A 16,295-nucleotide genomic window follows, 5' to 3' on the forward strand; every position below is an offset into this window, starting at 1 on the left:
AAAGAGGAAGGGGCTGGACAAAAGGTAAACTTTTGCCCAGCCCTTTTTTGTTCCCCGCCCTCCCCGTTAAAAAAACGGCGAGAAGAAGACGGTCATGAGAATCGAAACGGCCCCGATCCCAATCGCCCAGTTCCCGAGCGAAGTGGCGCCGTTACGACGTGATACAAAGCCAACTACGATCCCGGCTGCTCCAAGCAATACCGGGAGGAAAAACAGTGAGAGTATGGAAAGAACGATGGCGAATGTGCCGACGCCGCGACCTGCTGTCACGTCATCTTCGTTCATCTCCGCCGTCTCTTCGCTTTCAGCATCGCGCGCTCCACCAAGACCGCGGACTCCTGCCATTCCTTGAACAGGTGCATATTCTGCTGCGCTTTCCTCTTGGAAATTTGATGGAGGTGTATCAACGGTTGGCTGGTTCGACGGCATTCCCTCAGCTTCTGCTTCTCCTCTTAATCCGAGGTTGCGATCATCATCTCGCCCCTCAACGTGGTTATTGACAAGCGTCAAAGAACGATCGTCTTCATCCAATAACCTGATGGGTTCATCTTTTGGTTTTTGTTCATCTGCCATATGAATCCCTCACTTTCTTTATTTCGGGGAACAGTACTAGTATGACGCTTCCGCTTTGAATTATAGGTGACAATCATTTCTTCATCAGGAAAACTGACGTTGACCAGACTGCTGAAAAAAGATGGCGTTCCCTTTTGCAGCAGCCTCACGTTATCGGAAGAACTTTTTTCAATGTCTTGACTAGACCGATATTCTAATTTCGTGTATGGTAATAAGATAAGTTTTGTTTTAATTTTGAGGTGATTTGAATGACAACAAAAAAAAGAATCGGACTGGATATCGATGGTACGATTACCGCTCCGGATACTTTTATTCCTTACTTAAACAAGCATTTCAATAAATCACTGACTTTAGATGATATTGTTGAATATGACCTGACCAATATTTTGGAGATAAGTGAGCAGCAGTTTTGGGAATGGATGGGGAAGCATGAAGGTATCATTTACGAACAGGCGCGCCTGGCCGAATATGCCGAACAGACGTTACATGAATGGACGGAGAAGCATGATCTGATTTACATTACGGCCAGAAGGGAACACTTGGCTTCCGTTACGAAAAAGTGGTTCACGAGCAGGTCGTTGCCGTTTGACCATATTGAATTAGTCGGAAAACACGACAAAATCGAGGCGATTCGCAGCCACCGGCTTGATATCTTTTTTGAGGACAAGCATGACAACGCCGTGGCGATTGCCGAAGAATTTAAAATTCCGGTTATTCTGATGGACACACCATATAATCGCCTGCCCGTACCTGGCAATGTGATTCGCGCTACAAACTGGCTTGAAGCAAAAGCATGGGTCGACAAATGGCTTGCGGAATGAGGCTGGGACAAAAGGTTGTTTTTTTACCTTTTGCCAGCCTCCACGATCTTTTTAAAGCCCGTTGTGAGTGGATTTCTCACAACGGGCTTGTGGCGTGTAAAGCCATTGCCAATAGGTTAAAAGCTAGTTTTGTCTCAAGCTTATTCATCCTTTGGCCGGAAGGTATGGCAGCATGTTTCTTTTTTCTGTGTTGCTTCATGATGGTATTCCGCCTCGCCGTAAGGTTCAGCTCCCGCCTCCATGTTGAAATCAGCCGTTGAATTGGCGTCAATCTCAACAAGGATCGCTTCGGCTTGACATTTGTTTCCTTCTCCCCAAAAGGTACAGTTTGCCACATTACATTTCACAAGTGGTTTTGCCATCATTCATCCCCTCCTACTGTTAGGATGGATGAATTCGCCACCGCCTACCCGAGCCAACACTTGGGATTTTAAGAAGCTATTCTTGACACTGTTCACATCTTCCATAGATTTCAAACTTATGGCCCGTCACCTCGAAATCAGGAAATGTCGCCTTTAGCATATCCATCGGACAATTGTGAATATGCTTCGTCGCACCACAATCGAGGCAGATTAAATGATGATGATGCTCGTCGGTCGAACAACTGAACCGGAACCGTTTCTCCCCTTCGAGTTCAGTCGCTTCGAGAATTTCCATTTCTGTAAACAGCGATAAATTACGATAAATCGTATCAAAGCTCATCCCCGGGTAATCTCCCTGCATCGACTCCAGCACTTCTTTTGCCGATAAATACCGCTTCTCATCAGCAAACAGCTTCAGCATATCCTCGCGCTTCCCTGTATGCTTGTATCCTTTTTCCTTCAAACGTTCCATTGCTTCATTCACATTCATGTCCAAACCTCCCTACGAGCTGTACAAATGGCTGCTGAGCTTTCTCCAGGCCTTTTGCGCATAAATGGTCACCAGCAGAATGATCACCGCGATCATGACGATCATTCCTCCGGGAGCAACGTCCAGCTGAAAAGCCGAAATCAGACCACCAATGACTGCGATCTCGCCAAAAATGACCGAATAGATAAACATTTGCTTAAACCCTTTCGCGAGGCGCATCGCCGCGGCCACAGGTAACGTAATTAATGACGAAACAAGTAAGATGCCGACAATTCTCATCGAAGCCGCGATCACAAGCGCGACCATCACAATAAAAATAAAATGAATCAGTCTTCGGTTCAAGCCGGCGACCACCGCCTGCTCCTCATCGAATGACAGAAAGAACAGCTCTTTATAAAACAATAGTAGCACAATCAGAACGATAACTGTAATAACACTGATCGTCCAAAGGTCTGAACGGCTGACAGCAATCACGCTGCCAAATAAATAATTGAATAAATCATTATTAAAGCCGTCGGCCAGAGAAATGAACACGACGCCAAGTCCGATACCCGCCGACAAAATAATCGGGATCGCGATTTCCTTGTAGTACTTGTACACGCTCCGCAGCTGCTCAATCAAGAGAGAACCGCCGACTGAAAAAACCATCCCCATATACAATGGATTCATCCCTTGAAAAAAAGCAACATGCTTGCCGAGCAAAAGGCTTGCAGCGATGCCCGAAAGCGTAATATGCGACAATGCATCAGCGATCAGAGCCAGCCGTCTGACCATCAGAAAAACACCGAGCATCGGCGCAAGAAGGCCGATCATCATTCCTGTAAATAGCGCATTCTGAAGAAATTCATATCGTAAAAACGCATCAAGCATTTGTTAATGACCTCCATGACTATGATTGTGGGAGAGCAGATGGACATCATGGCCGTAAAAGGAGGACAAATCCTGGTTTGCAGTGAATTCAGCTGTATTCCCGTGAAAATGCAAATGCTTGTTCAAGCAGGCTACATCCGTCACATGATCAGTCATCGCGCCAATATCATGGGTAACCATAATCAGCGTCATGCCTCTAGCCCTGTTTAATTCCTCAAGCAACCCGTAAAACTGGCGGACATTCGACACATCGACACCGACAGTGGGCTCGTCTAAAATAAGCAGCTCCGGATCGCTCACCAAAGCACGCGCGATAAACACACGCTGCTGCTGCCCGCCTGAAAGCTCGCCAATATTTTGATGAAGGTACTCTGTCATGCCGACCTGCTCGACGGCTTCGTACACTTTTTCCTTATGATGCTTATTCAAAAAACGAAACAAGCCGACCTTTCCATATAACCCCATCGAAACAACCTCATAAACGGTTGCCGGAAAACCGGAATTGAAGCTGTTCGCTTTTTGTGAGACAAAGCCGATCTTATCCCAATGCTTAAATTTATCGACACGCTTGCCAAACAGGCGCAGTTCACCTTGTTGCGGCTCAAGCAAACCAAGCATCAGTTTGATCAGCGTCGACTTTCCCGATCCATTCGGTCCGACAAGGCCTAAAAAAGCCCCTTTCTCAACCGTTAACGAAATGTTTTCCAGCACATTCCGATTTCCATAATGAAAGGAAACATCGTGAATCGCTACGACTTCCTCCATAGTACCACCCTCTTTATTTCCATTCTGATTCTCATAAGAATCATTACGATTTAAACGAATATCTTTTCTCATTATAATCGAATTTCTCGTTCTGTCCAGTCAGCCGCACATGAATTGCTGTTTTTGTTATAATGAGAGAAGAAGTTACCTCTTTTATTAATGGAACACATTGCTCTTTGTAACGTGATCTCAGTTAGGAGATGAAATGGTGTGATTGAAAATGATTTTGCCGTTATTGATATCGGCTCGAACTCGATTCGGCTCGTAATTAACCAAATCGATCATAACGGCTGCTATAAGGAATTACATAACTACAAAACCGTTGCCCGTCTAAGTGCCCATATGGATGAAAAAGGAGCATTTACGACGGAAGGAACCGGGATTCTGCTTGAAACCTTAACCCGCTTCAAGGAAGTTCTGCTCTTTCACCAGGTCCAGAAAGTCACGGCAGTCGCGACGGCCGCCATGAGAAAAGCGACCAACCGGAAAGAAATCACCGAGCTTGTCTACGAACGGCTCGGCTTCGAAATCCGCATTCTGTCAGAATATGAGGAAGCCTTTTACGGCTACTTAGCCGTCGTCAACTCCACAAACATTACCGACGGCATCACGATTGACATCGGCGGCGGAAGTACAGAAATCACCTTGTTTCAAGACCGTGAACTGCGCCACTATCACAGCTTCCCGTTCGGGGCGGTCACGTTAAAGCAGCAGTTCATTTCCGGCTGTGAAGCGACGGAAGAAGAGCTGCAAACGATCAAGGCGTATATCCGCTCCCAGCTTTCCAGCCTCTCCTGGCTGCACGAATACCCCGACTATCCAGTGATCGGGATTGGCGGCAGCGCCCGGAACTTGTCGTTGATCCATCAACGGCAAAAAGAGTACCCGCTAGCCGGCCTGCACCAATATGAGCTGCCGACGAAGGAACTGCGCCAACTAACGGACGCACTCGCTACCCTTTCGTATCAGGAAAGGCTGACGATCGATGGCCTCTCGAAAGACCGCGCTGATATTATCGTCCCGGCGGCTGAAGTCATTGCTTCGCTCGTCGAGCTCGTTCAGGCAAAAACATTTGTCATGAGCCGGAAAGGGCTGCGTGACGGAATCTTTTATGAAGAACTGCTGCGGACGATGGATACGGCCTGTTTTCCGAACGTCGCCGAGGAAAGCTTTTATCAATTGTCCCATAGCTATGAGGTTAATCTTGACCATGCCAACCATATTTCTTATTTGGCAACAAGGCTGTACGCCGAGCTTGCGGATCAATGTCAGGTGAGTCACCAGCGCAACGAAGCGCTGCAGCTCCTGCGTCAAAGCGCGCGCGTGCTGTATATTGGAGAATTTATCAACAGCGAAGCAAGCAGTCAAAATACGTTTTACTTATTAACAAATATGACAATTGAAGGTCTGTCCCATCAGGAGCGGCTGGCGATTGCCTTTATTTCGTCCTTCAAATCAAAGTCGCAGCTGTTGAAATACGCCAAGCCGTTCAAAAATCTGCTCGATAAAAAGCGGCTGAAGCTGTATGAGTTTTTAGGAGCGATTATGAAGCTCGCTTTTTGCCTCGATCGTACAAGAAGAAAAACGATTGTCGAAGTCGGCCGGCGCGCCGATGAAGACGGGCAGCTGGCCCTTCCCCTCTTCTACCAGGAGGATGCCCATTTTGAACAGCTTCAAGCGCAGAAACATAAAAAACATCTCGAAAAAGCAATTCGCCGACCATTAACGTTAACGTATCTCTCTAGTGATGCATTGAAAGCCGAATCTTAACATAAAATTTACAATCAACTGTTAAAATGAAAGGGTAAGACAATAGTCCCGTACGTCAATCACTGGACTTGTCTTCCCTTACTGGCAAAGATGAATTTAGAGAGTAGAGAGGTTGAATGCGAATGACAGAGCAAACAAACCAAAACCCGATTGACCTCAACAACCCCAATTATTACAACAATCGTGAATTAAGCTGGCTCGCCTTTAATGAGCGCGTGCTTGAAGAAGCGATTGATGAACGTAATCCTCTCTTGGAACGGCTGAAATTTCTGGCCATTTTCAGTTCAAATCTCGATGAATTTTTTATGGTACGGGTCGCCGGCCTGAAGGATCAGGTTAAAGCCGGCTTCAACCGCCCTGAAAATAAAGCAGGCCTCACACCGAAGCAGCAGCTGAAGAAGATCTCTGAAAAGAATCATGAGCTTGTCCGTCTGCAGGATTCTGTCTATACGGAAACGATTGTGCCGATGCTGTATCATGCCGGCTTTCAGTTCCTCTCGATTGACGAATGCACGCCGGAACAGATTGAATTCCTGCGCGATCGTTTTCATCATTATATCTTTCCCGTGCTTACGCCGATGGCGATTGACGCGTACCGCCCTTTCCCAATGCTGTTAAATAAAAGTCTCAATCTCGCCGTTGTCCTTAGTAAATCAGAGGATAGCAAACGTCAGGAAAAGAACCAGCTGGCGATTGTCCAAGTCCCTGCTGTCTTAAACCGTTTTATTCAACTGCCGTCAGCGGAAGGTGTTGAACAGCTTATTTTACTGGAAAATGTGATCAGCCATTTTATCGGTGAGCTTTTTACCGGCTTTCATGTAAAATCCGTTTCTTCATTCCGGATCACAAGAAATGCCGACTTAACGATTCATGAGGAAAGCTCACGGGACTTGCTGCTGGAAATAGAAAAGGAATTGAAGAAGCGGAAATGGGGAGCGGCCGTCCGCCTTGAAATGCAGGAAGGGATGATGGACCCCAATGTCCTTAACCTGCTGCTTGATGTGCTTGAAATTCATAAGGACGACGTCTATTCCTTTAAAGGGCCGATCGATTTGACGTTCTTGTTTAAGCTTTACCAAAAGCTCGCCGCCTGGCATGAGCATCTCGCCAATGAAAACCTGATTCCGCAAACACCGGAGGATTTAATTGGGGAAGAAAATATTTTCCAGGCTATTTTGAAGAAGGATATTTTTTTACATCATCCATATGAATCGTTCCAGCCTGTCGTTGACTTTATCTCCCTTGCGGCTAAAGATCCGCAGGTGCTGGCGATTAAGCAGACGCTTTACCGTGTCAGCGGCGACTCGCCAATCATTCATGCCCTGGCGCTTGCCGCCGAAAATGGCAAGCAGGTGACGGTGCTCGTCGAGCTGAAGGCGCGCTTCGATGAGGAAAATAATATTCAATGGGCGAAGAAGCTTGAAAAATCAGGCGTTCATGTCATCTACGGCATCACCTCGCTCAAGACCCACAGCAAGATCACGCTTGTCGTCCGCCATGAGAACGACCGGATTCAGCGCTTTGTCCATCTTGGCACAGGTAATTACAATGATTCAACAGCCAAGCTCTATACCGACATGGGGATTTTTACCGCTGATGAGCAGTTCGGCATTGATGCGACAAACTTTTTTAATTATTTAAGCGGATATAGTGAAAAACCCGCCTGGTACCATTTATCGACCGCTCCTTTTGAAATCAGGGAAAAATTTCTCGAATTGATTGACCGGGAAATTGAAGTGCATCAGGAGCGTGGCCAGGGAAGGATTATGGCGAAAATGAATTCACTGACCGATAAGCCGATTATTTTGAAGCTCTATGAAGCCTCCCAGGCCGGTGTCCAAATTGACTTGATTGTCCGCGGTATATGCTGCCTCCGTCCGGGAATCCCCGGTGTCAGTGAAAACATCCGCGTCCGCAGCATCGTTGACCGCTTTCTTGAGCATAGCCGGATCTTTTATTTCCACCACGGTGGAGAGGAACGGATTTTCCTCTCATCGGCCGACTGGATGACGCGCAATATGGAAAAGCGGATTGAAATTTTGTTTCCGGTCCTCAATGAACAAAGCAAAAAGCGCATCAAAGAAATCTTTAAAGTCACCTTGCAGGATAATACGAAAGCGCGCGAACAAATGAAGGATGGCACCTATCAATACATCAAGCGGCTCCCACATGAACAGCCGATCCAGAGCCAGCTTTACTTCTACGAACAGGCCGCCCGCTTCAGCGAAGGAGAAGACGACTGAAAAGAGGGTGACCTAAGATCTTTTAGGTCACCCTCTCTAAGCAGTGTGCGAAGTGCGCGCCTGATTTTATAAAAGCCGTTGCCTTCCTTAATTCACATACGCGACCCAATTGAACTTATCGGCCTTTTCCTGAATTTCAACCGCATACCAGCTTTCGGCATGGCCGTTTTCGCTCAAATACTTTTCCAGGCCGTACATCCCGCGATGATAGGCCGTTAAAGCGTGGTCCCAATCCTCGTATTCATGATAAAGAAAGCTCAAATATTCAACTGATAATTCAATTGAATACAAAGGATCAAATAATAGCTCATCCTCATACGGCAGCCCCGCCATTTCCGCAATCCACGGTGCTGTATTTTTCATAAACTGCGCCATTCCGTAGGCATGTCCGTAACGCGTTTCCGGTCCGACAAGCGTCGGATCAAATGTCCCGCCTGTTTCGGTTCGCAACAGCTCATAGACAAGAAATGGATCGATATCACGCTGTTGGGCGATCTCTCCAAGAAAGACGCCCCATTCTTTTTTGAATTTCCCTTCACTGTCCTGATAAAGCTGATCGGCAACCTCTTTTGACCGAAGCCATGTGTCATAATTGGCCGGCGGCACTTCTGTTCTAGGCTGCTGCAAATAATAGAGCTGGATCTGTTCCATTTCCTGAACGGTACGAAGCTCTTCGTAAGCAAGCTCGTTTTCTGATATTGTATGATGAAGCTGGCGGTTTTCGACATAAAAAAAGCCAGCCGTGATCGTTAGTATCACAATAAGACTAGTCAGAAAGATGCGTTTCATCTCTCATTCCTCCTTTTGTTACCCTTGCAATTTCAACGAGAACTATCGTACCGAAATCAAAAGTCGAACACAACCGGGACCAATCGATAAATTTCGACATTTACCGTGTTTAGCGGATTTTGAAAGAACTGACCCCTGATTCTTCTTACCATTCCGCCTGCTTTTCTCCCTTTTCCTCTCAATTACGAAAAATGAAATGGAAGCAAATTTCAAGCATAGGTAAGATTATCCCTTTCTCTGCCACTTATCACCATTTTGATCTCCGCCCTAAATGGATACGTCACAAGAAAAAAAGCACCCTCTCAAAGGATTGAGAAGCTGCTTTTCAATGAAGGGGAAGCGTGACCGTCACGGTTGTTCCGACATTATATGTACTTTCAATTTTAAAACTTCCTCCATGATCTTCAATAATCTTCTTACAGAGCGGAATGCCAATACCTGTCCCGCTCTCTTTCGTCGTGAAAAAGGGCTTGCCGATTTGCTTCAATACCGACTCTGGCATTCCTTTTCCATTATCTTTGACGTAGACAACATAATGATCATTTTCCATTCTCGTACCGATCCAGAGCGTGCGGTTCTTATTGGCTTCCCCGTAAGCTTCAATCGAATTGCGCAAAAGATTGAGCATCACCTGCTTCACCATTGATTCATTGACATGAACGAGCCTTGTCGTTTCCGTTAATTCGATATTCAGTTCAACATCATGAAGCAAGCATTCCGCTTTAATAATTTCAATTAGCGATTCCATAATCTGAACCGGGGATTGCCTTTTCCGGTCAATCTTCTTCCGCGAAACGGAAAGAAAATCCTCGATGATGCCGTTCATTCGATTCAGCTCGGATAATATCGTATCATAGTATTTTTCAAATTCATTCGTTAATTTAGCCAGTTGTAAAAATCCCTTTATAACAGATAAAGGGTTTCGTAATTCATGCGCTACTCCGGCAGCAATATGGGAAACGGCTTCCATTTGATGATGAAAGGTTAATAAATGCTCAAATTGCTTCTGCAGCGACCGGTCTTCGAGGATGATATAAAGGCTTTCCTCTGCGACATAAGGGGCGACCCGTATTCGATAATTCGCTTCCTCATCCTCGTAGTCATCTTCCTGCCGCTTTTTCGTCTGGATCGTCTCTTCAAGTAAATCAAGACAAAAAGCGAAGAAAGGTTCCCGCTCCGCCAACTGATCAAGTGTATAAGTTAAATCAGCCTCCTGTATCTTCGTTGCTTCAAGAAAGGCATGGTTCCACTTTTGTATATGTAGCTCCTCATCAACTTTCAAGTAGGGTATCCCTAATTCTTCTATTAAAAAAAACTGTTCAGCCAGGTCCTCCTGCTTCGAGGTTTGATAATTTATTTGTGATTGATAAACTGTATCCATCGAATTTCTCCCTTTGGGGCTTGGGGCTGTTTGTCTATTTATATCCTTCTCTCTCAATGCGCCCCACTCCTTTTGTTAAACTGCCTTTTCTGCATATTATCTCACCTGTGAACCTTATTTCGATAAGAAATGAAGGATTTCCTTTTTTTCTGCACATTTTCTTCCTGCGTTCATATACTGTCAGCATCTCACTTTGGAAAAAGGGGTGCTTCCATGAATGTCATCATGCAGCAATTAGTCAATAATAAGGTGAATTCACTGACACCATCAGAGCTTCTCCAACTCGCTAAGCAATATCAGATCCCTCTAACATCGGAACAAGCAGACAAGGTGATTGCCGTCCTTCGCTCTGAAGATATTGATGTGGCAAATCAAGCCCAGGTCAGCCGGATGATTCACCGCCTGCAGACAGAAGTTGACAGTCATGTTTCCGGCGTCATTCAACAGCTGCTCCAGCAATTCAGCCATTATCTTTAAGAGGATGAGTCTAACGTATGTTTGCCTGCATGAAGAGCCGAACAAATGAAAAATCAGTTGCCGGCTCCTGAGAGGAAACTCCGCTTTCCGCCGGATGACGGCGCCTTCCTCAAATCAGACCTTTAAAAAAAAGCCAGTAAGGAAAGCGCACTTTCCTACTGGCCGGCGCAACCTGATGGCACGCCCCTGCGGCGCCTCGTTACGAGAAATGTTCTCCCGACAGGCGGGCAGAGGCGGCTATTTTAGTTGATGCTGCTTTCGTGCGATGCTATTTTGTCCACTAATTCCGGGTCGAATTGTCCGCTGCGAAGCATGGCGATCTCATGCTTATACGGCGGCTTTTTGTTCTTTTTGTCTTCACCGACGAACGGCGTTTCCAATATCTTTGGAATGTTCGTTAGCTGCGGATGATGGGCGATCGCATGAAGCGTATCAAAGCCAAGATGACCGAAGCCGATATTCTGGTGACGGTCTTTCGCTGCGCCACGTTCATTTTTACTGTCATTCAAGTGAACGACCTTCAGGCGATCAAGGCCGATTATCCGGTCAAAACTGTCGAGCACCCCGTCGAAATCTTCGATCAGATTATAGCCGGCGTCATGAGTATGGCACGTATCAAAGCAGACAGAAAGACGCTCGTTATGCGTCACCCCTTCGATGATCGCTGCCAGCTCTTCAAATGTCCGCCCGCATTCAGAGCCTTTTCCGGCCATCGTTTCAAGGGCGATTTGCACATCCCGTTTTTCTTCAAAAACGAGGTTCAGGCCTTCGATGATCTTCTTAATTCCAGCTTCAGCCCCCGCGCCGACGTGGGCCCCCGGGTGCAAAACGATTTGCTTTGCACCGAGTGCTTCCGTCCGTTCGATTTCCGAGCGTAAGAAACGAACGCCTAATTCAAACGTTTCCGGCTTAGTCGTGTTAGCAATGTTAATAATATAAGGCGCGTGGACGACGATATCGGCAATTCCGTTTTCGGCCATATGAGCGAGACCTGCTTCAATATTCAATTCCTCTATCGCCTTACGTCGCGTGTTTTGCGGCGCACCGGTGTAAATCATAAACGTGTTCGATCCGTACGACGCCGCTTCTTCACTAGCTCCGAGCAGCATTTTTTTCCCATTCATTGACACATGAGAACCTATTTTTAAATCCATTTTTCCTCTCTCCCTTATTTATCGTTACTTCTTATTCTTCGCCGCGCTGCGTCGTTGCCTTTTCGCTTCCTTCTCCTGCTTGAAACGAGCTTTCTTTTTATAAGCCGGCTTTACTTTCTTCGCTTTGGCGACAGCCTTGCCTCCGGTCCGCTTTTGCGCAGGCTTCACACCGCTTTCCGCTGGTGCTTCTCCTTTATTGCGGCGCGGCTTGCGCTGTCCCGGCACTCCAAGCGGCGCTTTATCAAGCTTCGTCCATTTATTTTGTCTGAAATCATAAAAAGTAAAGTGAATGCCGCGCTTCTGCAGCTTGGCAACAGCATTTTGATCCTGCTCCTCATAAATCGTATAGGCGATGCCATCAGCTCCGGCCCGGCCTGTCCGTCCTACGCGGTGAATATAGAAATCCAAATCCTGCGGCAGCCCGTAGTTGATAATATGGCTAACCCCCTTCACATCAATCCCGCGCGCGGCGAGATCGGTCGCGACAAGGTATTGCACCTTGACATCGTTAACGAGCTTCATCACCTGTTTACGCTGTCTCGGCTGCAAGCCGCCGTGAAGTCGTTCAACATTCAGGTTAGCGGCAAGCATCGCGTCAGCGACTTCATCGGCCTGCTCCTTCGTATTCGTGAAAATAATCGCCAAATACGGATTTAACGATTGAGCAAGCTCGACGATGAAGCTCAGCTTCTCACGATGGCGGAGCGGGACGATCCTGTGCTCGATTTTAACAGCTGTCACATGCTTCGGTTCAACGTGCACATGGCGCGGATCCTGCATATATTTCTTTAAAAATGGCTGAAGCTTTTCCGGCACGGTCGCCGAGAAGACCATCATTTGCAGCTGTTCAGCCATCCGTGACGCTACCCGGTCAACCTCTTCGATAAAGCCCATATCAAGCATTTGATCAGCTTCATCGACAACGAGCATGTCTGCCGTATAAACCTTTAACGCGCCCTCACCGACGAGGTCGGCCAGTCTGCCGGCTGTCCCGACAACGAGCTGCGGCTGGGACTTTAAGCTTTCAATCGTTCGCGCCCGGTCGGTTCCGCCAACGAGCAGCTTCGCCTGAATGCCTGCCTGATCAAATTCAAGCAGCTTCTTTACCTCCTGAAACAGCTGAGAGGCTAGCTCACGCGTCGGCGCGGTGATGACGGCTTGTACTTCTGCTCTCTCCGGATCAATCCGATTTAACATCGGCAGTAAAAAAGCAAGCGTTTTTCCCGTTCCCGTCTGTGATTGTCCGATGACATCCCGCTTGTTCGCAATCGCCGGAATCAGCCTTTCCTGGATTTCCGTCGGCATGGAAAAGCCTTGCGCATCGAGTGCTTCTATTAAAAATGGCTTTAATTCAAATCGTTGAAAATTTTTTGAGATCATGTACCTTCCTACTTTCATTCATCATTTCGATGTTCCTTCCAGCTAAAACCGTAGCGAAATATACTGTTTGCAATGGTTCATTTTATCATAGTTTGCCATACTGTGGCTAATTTACTTATGAAGAGGCTTGTTTTTACCTTTTGGCTGGCCCCCGGGCAACGCTCGTTTTGTTTCGAGCCCTTTCCTTTTCTCATTTCCCTCACCACTTGAAGGGCTCGTGCATATGACTAGAGTGTAGACGTTTATAGCAGAAAAACCATGTAGCGTCCTTTCTAAGAAGCGGTGTGTGGAGCCGTTACAAGCTCTTTTGACATTGACCTGCGTAGCGCACGAGCCGGCACGTTTCTTCACATCAACCTGATATTTTCTTATATTTTCTGACCTTATAAAAAATGACGAAAGGAGGAAGGATCAGTATGCAGCAAGTTTTTGGTCCTCCTTTTGGCCCGATTCCAATGCAGCCTCCGCCTGCGATGGGCGGCATGATGTCACAGGCAGGCTCATTCGCGCCCGGCGCCGGCCAGTTCGGACAGTTCCCCGCTGCCGGTCTGATGGGAGGCGGGCAGGCCGTTAGAGGCGGCTTATTGGCGCGCTTATTCGGAGGTGGCGCGGGCGGAATAGGCGGAGCGGTCGGCTTAGGTCCAGGTTCTGCCGCAGCCGGGGGAATTAACTGGACGACGATGCTGACGAATGCGCAGCGCGTTCTCGGCCTGACCCAGCAAGTAGTGCCGATGGTGCAGCAATACGGCCCGCTCGTTCGCAACCTGCCGACCATTTGGCGAATTATGAGAAGCTCCTCTGATGAGCAGGAAACCGCTGCCGAAGAGACGACTTTACCGCTGGCGGTCGAAGAAGAGAAAGAAGAAACAGTACCCGTTACGCCGGAGCCAGCACCCAAGCAGCCGGAAAAGAAAACGATTGAAGGAATGCCGTTACCGAAGCTCTATATTTAGCGATTGACGGCAATTTCAGCTTCCTCTGAAATTTTAGCCCATTTTGCTTACTTTTTTATTGACAACCTTCAACCCGGAGTAGTAAAATTTTATTTTTGCTTTTTTTTGTGGTATACTATAACTACTACTCGATTGGAGGAATGCTCATGTTTAAAGTTGGTGACCATGTTGTCTACCCATATCACGGTGCCGGTACGATTCAAGATATTGAAGTGAAGGATGTCTTAGGTGAGACACATTCATATTTCGTTCTTGATTTCCCGCTCGTGGATGTAAAGCTTATGCTGCCGGAAAATCGCATTGGGGATTCCGGATTGCGTAAAGTCATAGATCCTTCGGAATTAGATGCACTTGTAGAAGCGCTGCAAAACGGACCGGAAATTCCGCCATCTACAAGTCACTTTTCACGTGATACGGAGAACCTTCTTAAAAGCGGCAGCATTATCGACGCCGCCCATTTGATTTCCTCTCTATCCAGAAAGCAGACTGAACGGGCAAACGGCCTCCATATTCAAGATCGAAACCATATGCAGAAAGCAAGACAAATGATTGCCAGTGAACTGATTCTGATGAACGATATGACCGAAGAGCAGGCCTACGAATTTATTGACTCGGCCCTGCAGGAAGTCAAACAAGCGTAATCATTGTCACGAAAAGCAATCTCTATTATACTAATTGAAGAAGACATAATAGACACCATTCGTTATCATAACGGATGGTGCTGTCATGTTCAGGGAATTTCTTAATGAACTGAACAGTCACAAGTATGCCCTGTTACGAACAGAGCGACTAGGAGGCCTACAATGAAAGTAAAAAAAATATCCCCGCGCGGCTATTGCTATGGTGTTGTTGATGCAATGGTGCTGGCACGTCAGGCTGCGGCCAACCTGGATCTCCCTCGTCCGATTTATATTTTAGGGATGATTGTTCATAACCAGCACGTGACTGATGCCTTCGAAGAAGACGGGATTATTTCACTAGATGGACCAAACCGGGTCGAAATTTTGAAGAAGGTTGAAAAAGGGACCGTGATTTTTACCGCTCACGGCGTATCGCCGGAGGTGCGGAAGCTGGCACGGGAAAAGGGACTGACCGTCGTCGACGCAACCTGCCCCGATGTAACGCGGACGCACGACCTCATTCGAGACAAGCAGGCTGAGGGGTATCAATTTATTTACGTCGGGAAAAAAGGCCACCCTGAGCCGGAAGGGGCGATTGGTGTAGCGCCGCATGCCGTCCATCTCGTCGAATCTGTCGCCGATGTCGAACAGCTCCAGCTGACAACCGACAAGCTGATTATTACCAACCAAACGACGATGAGCCAGTGGGATGTCAGTGAAATTATGAAAAAGGCGATGGAACGCTTTCCAACGGCCGAGGTGCATAATGAAATTTGCCTCGCGACCCAGGTGAGGCAGGAGGCTGTAGCGGAACAAGCAAAGGATTGCGACCTTGTGATCGTCGTCGGCGATCCAAAAAGCAATAACTCAAATCGTCTGGCGCAGGTGTCGGAGCAAATTGCCGGAACGACCGCATACCGGATCGGCGATGTGACCGAGCTGCAGCTCGAATGGCTCGAAGGCGTCGAGACCGTCGGCGTGACATCAGGTGCCTCAACCCCGACTCCGATTACAAAGGAAGTCATCAGCTTTCTTGAAAGCTATGACGAACATGACCCTTCAACATGGGTCCGTGAACGCAAAGTAACCCTTCAGAAAATTCTTCCGAAGGTAAAAGCGAAAAAATAATAATAATTTCAGAGATAGCGCACATCGTCTTTTTCACCTTGTGCGCTATCTTTTTTTCAGCGGATAAACGCCGCTTCTTTGTTGGCGAGAGCGTCGCTGAGCCATTGTGGATGCATCGTCAGCAGCTGTTGAGGCAGCGCATCAGTTGGAAAATATGTTGCATCAATCGTCTCTTCCCCGTCGCCTTTCAGCTTTCCGCCGACAACCTTTGCTAAAAAGCAGACGGTAACAAAATGAACAGCCCGCTGATCCGGATAAACGAATACTTGAGATTCCGGCTCCGAATAGACACCGATCAGCCTGACAATTTCCACCTCAAGATTCGTTTCTTCTTTCATCTCCCTGATCGCCGCTTCCTCCACCGTTTCTCCGCGCTCGACATGTCCTGAAGGCAGCCCCCACAGGCCTACATCTCCCCGCTTCTGCAAAAGAACCTCGTTTTGCTCGTTGAACACGATCATCGCCACTCCCGGTCTAATATCGTCTATTCTCATCCTTCTCCTCCTCTGTCTCCCAATG

Annotated in this window: 17 protein-coding genes; 7 read left to right on the forward strand and 10 right to left on the reverse strand. The window is 47.4% G+C overall.

The window, feature by feature from the left end; translation table 11 throughout:
- Positions 1-66 precede the first annotated feature (66 nt).
- Positions 67-573 (reverse strand): DUF4190 domain-containing protein, encoded by a 507-nt coding sequence (locus ABMB67_RS04275; protein WP_251221713.1) that lies wholly within the window; start codon positions 571-573, stop codon positions 67-69.
- 248 nt (positions 574-821) lie between these two features.
- On the opposite strand from ABMB67_RS04275, the gene ABMB67_RS04280 reads away from it, so the two are divergent.
- Positions 822-1,394 carry a hypothetical protein gene (locus tag ABMB67_RS04280; RefSeq protein ID WP_354571219.1) on the forward strand — a complete coding sequence of 191 codons (573 nt, stop codon included), beginning with the start codon at positions 822-824 and terminating at the stop codon, positions 1,392-1,394.
- A 140-nt stretch (positions 1,395-1,534) separates the two neighbouring features.
- Here ABMB67_RS04280 and ABMB67_RS04285 read toward each other — a convergent pair whose 3' ends face one another.
- The 4 genes from ABMB67_RS04285 to ABMB67_RS04300 form a co-directional block, all read right to left on the reverse strand.
- Complete coding sequence (locus ABMB67_RS04285; protein WP_349775597.1) at positions 1,535-1,759, reverse strand: DUF1540 domain-containing protein; 225 nt, start codon at positions 1,757-1,759, stop codon at positions 1,535-1,537.
- A gap of 73 nt (positions 1,760-1,832) precedes the next feature.
- On the reverse strand, positions 1,833-2,246 hold the full coding sequence (locus ABMB67_RS04290) for a Fur family transcriptional regulator (protein WP_354571220.1): 414 nt from the start codon (positions 2,244-2,246) through the stop codon (positions 1,833-1,835).
- A 12-nt stretch (positions 2,247-2,258) separates the two neighbouring features.
- Positions 2,259-3,116 carry a metal ABC transporter permease gene (locus ABMB67_RS04295; RefSeq protein ID WP_251221710.1) on the reverse strand — a complete coding sequence of 286 codons (858 nt, stop codon included), beginning with the start codon at positions 3,114-3,116 and terminating at the stop codon, positions 2,259-2,261.
- Between the two features lie 3 nt (positions 3,117-3,119).
- Entirely contained in the window at positions 3,120-3,881 is a 762-nt protein-coding gene (locus tag ABMB67_RS04300; protein ID WP_251221709.1) for a metal ABC transporter ATP-binding protein, read from the reverse strand.
- Positions 3,882-4,091: 210 nt separating this feature from the next.
- Here ABMB67_RS04300 and ppx point away from each other — a divergent pair, with 210 nt between their 5' ends.
- Positions 4,092-5,651 (forward strand): exopolyphosphatase, encoded by a 1,560-nt coding sequence (gene ppx, locus ABMB67_RS04305; RefSeq protein ID WP_354571221.1) that lies wholly within the window; start codon positions 4,092-4,094, stop codon positions 5,649-5,651.
- 122 nt (positions 5,652-5,773) lie between these two features.
- Positions 5,774-7,894 carry an RNA degradosome polyphosphate kinase gene (locus ABMB67_RS04310; protein ID WP_354571222.1) on the forward strand — a complete coding sequence of 707 codons (2,121 nt, stop codon included), beginning with the start codon at positions 5,774-5,776 and terminating at the stop codon, positions 7,892-7,894.
- 87 nt (positions 7,895-7,981) lie between these two features.
- Here the strand turns inward: ABMB67_RS04310 and ABMB67_RS04315 are convergent, their stop codons facing one another.
- The gene (locus ABMB67_RS04315; protein ID WP_354571223.1) at positions 7,982-8,683 is read right to left on the reverse strand and encodes a lytic transglycosylase domain-containing protein; all 702 of its coding nucleotides are present in this window, start codon (positions 8,681-8,683) and stop codon (positions 7,982-7,984) included.
- 325 nt (positions 8,684-9,008) lie between these two features.
- Complete coding sequence (locus tag ABMB67_RS04320) at positions 9,009-10,064, reverse strand: two-component system sensor histidine kinase NtrB (RefSeq protein ID WP_354571224.1); 1,056 nt, start codon at positions 10,062-10,064, stop codon at positions 9,009-9,011.
- 213 nt (positions 10,065-10,277) lie between these two features.
- Between ABMB67_RS04320 and ABMB67_RS04325 the strand changes: the two genes are divergently transcribed.
- Positions 10,278-10,541, forward strand: coding sequence for a DUF2624 domain-containing protein (locus ABMB67_RS04325; protein WP_251221704.1), 264 nt, complete (start codon positions 10,278-10,280; stop codon positions 10,539-10,541).
- Between the two features lie 242 nt (positions 10,542-10,783).
- On the opposite strand, the gene ABMB67_RS04330 is transcribed toward ABMB67_RS04325, so the two are convergent.
- The gene (locus ABMB67_RS04330) at positions 10,784-11,695 is read right to left on the reverse strand and encodes a deoxyribonuclease IV (protein ID WP_251221703.1); all 912 of its coding nucleotides are present in this window, start codon (positions 11,693-11,695) and stop codon (positions 10,784-10,786) included.
- Positions 11,696-11,719: 24 nt separating this feature from the next.
- Positions 11,720-13,075, reverse strand: a complete 1,356-nt coding sequence (locus ABMB67_RS04335; RefSeq protein WP_251221702.1) for a DEAD/DEAH box helicase — start codon at positions 13,073-13,075, stop codon at positions 11,720-11,722.
- 416 nt (positions 13,076-13,491) lie between these two features.
- Here ABMB67_RS04335 and ABMB67_RS04340 point away from each other — a divergent pair, with 416 nt between their 5' ends.
- The 3 genes from ABMB67_RS04340 to ABMB67_RS04350 all read left to right on the forward strand — a co-directional run bounded on the left by ABMB67_RS04340 (position 13,492) and on the right by ABMB67_RS04350 (position 15,776).
- On the forward strand, positions 13,492-14,028 hold the full coding sequence (locus ABMB67_RS04340; protein ID WP_251221701.1) for a YqfQ family protein: 537 nt from the start codon (positions 13,492-13,494) through the stop codon (positions 14,026-14,028).
- A 146-nt stretch (positions 14,029-14,174) separates the two neighbouring features.
- The gene (locus tag ABMB67_RS04345; RefSeq protein ID WP_251221700.1) at positions 14,175-14,669 is read left to right on the forward strand and encodes a CarD family transcriptional regulator; all 495 of its coding nucleotides are present in this window, start codon (positions 14,175-14,177) and stop codon (positions 14,667-14,669) included.
- Positions 14,670-14,831: 162 nt separating this feature from the next.
- The gene (locus ABMB67_RS04350) at positions 14,832-15,776 is read left to right on the forward strand and encodes a 4-hydroxy-3-methylbut-2-enyl diphosphate reductase (RefSeq protein WP_354571225.1); all 945 of its coding nucleotides are present in this window, start codon (positions 14,832-14,834) and stop codon (positions 15,774-15,776) included.
- A 56-nt stretch (positions 15,777-15,832) separates the two neighbouring features.
- On the opposite strand, the gene ABMB67_RS04355 is transcribed toward ABMB67_RS04350, so the two are convergent.
- Positions 15,833-16,270 (reverse strand): NUDIX domain-containing protein, encoded by a 438-nt coding sequence (locus ABMB67_RS04355; RefSeq protein ID WP_251221698.1) that lies wholly within the window; start codon positions 16,268-16,270, stop codon positions 15,833-15,835.
- Between the last annotated feature and the right edge of the window lie 25 nt (positions 16,271-16,295).

The sequence above is a fragment of the Halalkalibacter oceani genome (assembly GCF_040544555.1).
Lineage (GTDB): Bacteria > Bacillota > Bacilli > Bacillales > Bacillaceae_D > Halalkalibacter > Halalkalibacter oceani.